Source organism: Streptomyces albireticuli, assembly GCF_021228125.1.
In the GTDB taxonomy this organism is placed as follows: domain Bacteria; phylum Actinomycetota; class Actinomycetes; order Streptomycetales; family Streptomycetaceae; genus Streptomyces; species Streptomyces albireticuli.
This window is the reverse complement of the sequence record NZ_JAJQQS010000085.1, coordinates 1-972: the sequence shown is the minus strand read 5'-3', so window position 1 is coordinate 972 and position 972 is coordinate 1. Positions and strand designations below refer to the sequence as shown.

General features: G+C 68.5%; 1 protein-coding gene. It reads left to right on the top strand.

What is annotated here, in order from left to right; genetic code table 11:
- Positions 1 to 971 (top strand): ATP-binding protein (locus LUZ64_RS36680; RefSeq protein WP_232399075.1); only part of this gene is annotated, 971 nt, incomplete at its 5' end.
- Position 972: the final 1 nt, after the last annotated feature.

The window sequence follows — 972 nt, the reverse complement described above, 5'->3', positions numbered from 1 at the left end:
TGAAGGAGGCCGGGTACGAGGGTGCGGGTACGTGTGAGTTCCTGGTGGGTCAGGACGGGACGATCTCCTTCCTGGAGGTCAATACGCGTCTGCAGGTCGAGCACCCGGTGACCGAGGAGGTCACGGGTATCGATCTGGTGCGGGAGATGTTCCGTATCGCCGATGGTGAGGAGCTCGGTTACGGGGACCCGGCGGTGCGCGGGCACTCGTTCGAGTTCCGTATCAATGGTGAGGACCCGGGCCGTAACTTCCTTCCCGCGCCGGGCACGGTGACGCGTTTCGACGCTCCGTCGGGTCCGGGTGTGCGTCTGGACGCGGGGGTGGAGTCGGGTTCGGTGATCGGCCCGGCGTGGGACTCGCTGCTGGCGAAGCTGATCGTGACCGGTGCCAGCCGTGAGCAGGCGCTGCAGCGTGCGGCGCGTGCGCTGGGGGAGTTCACGGTCGAGGGTATGGCGACCGCGATTCCCTTCCACCGCGCGGTGGTGAGGGACGAGGCGTTCACCGCCGATCCGTTCAGGGTCCACACGCGGTGGATCGAGACGGAGTTCGAGAACACGATTCCTCCGTTCGCGGGTGCGGTCGTGGAGGATGAGGAGGAGGCCCCGGGCCGCGAGACGGTCGTGGTCGAGGTGGGTGGCAAGCGTCTGGAGGTGTCGCTGCCGTCCTCGCTGGGGATGACGATCGCCCGGACCGCGGCTGCGGGTGGGGCGAAGCCGAAGCGGCGTGCGGCGAAGAAGGCGGGTTCGGCGGCGTCGGGTGACGCGCTGGCCTCGCCGATGCAGGGCACGATCGTGAAGGTCGCGGTCGAGGAGGGCCAGGAGGTCGCCGAGGGCGATCTGATCGTGGTCCTGGAAGCGATGAAGATGGAGCAGCCGCTGAACGCGCACCGCGCGGGCACGGTCAAGGGCATCACCGCCGAGGTCGGTGCCTCCGTCTCCTCCGGCGCCGTCATCTGCGAGATCAAGGACTGAC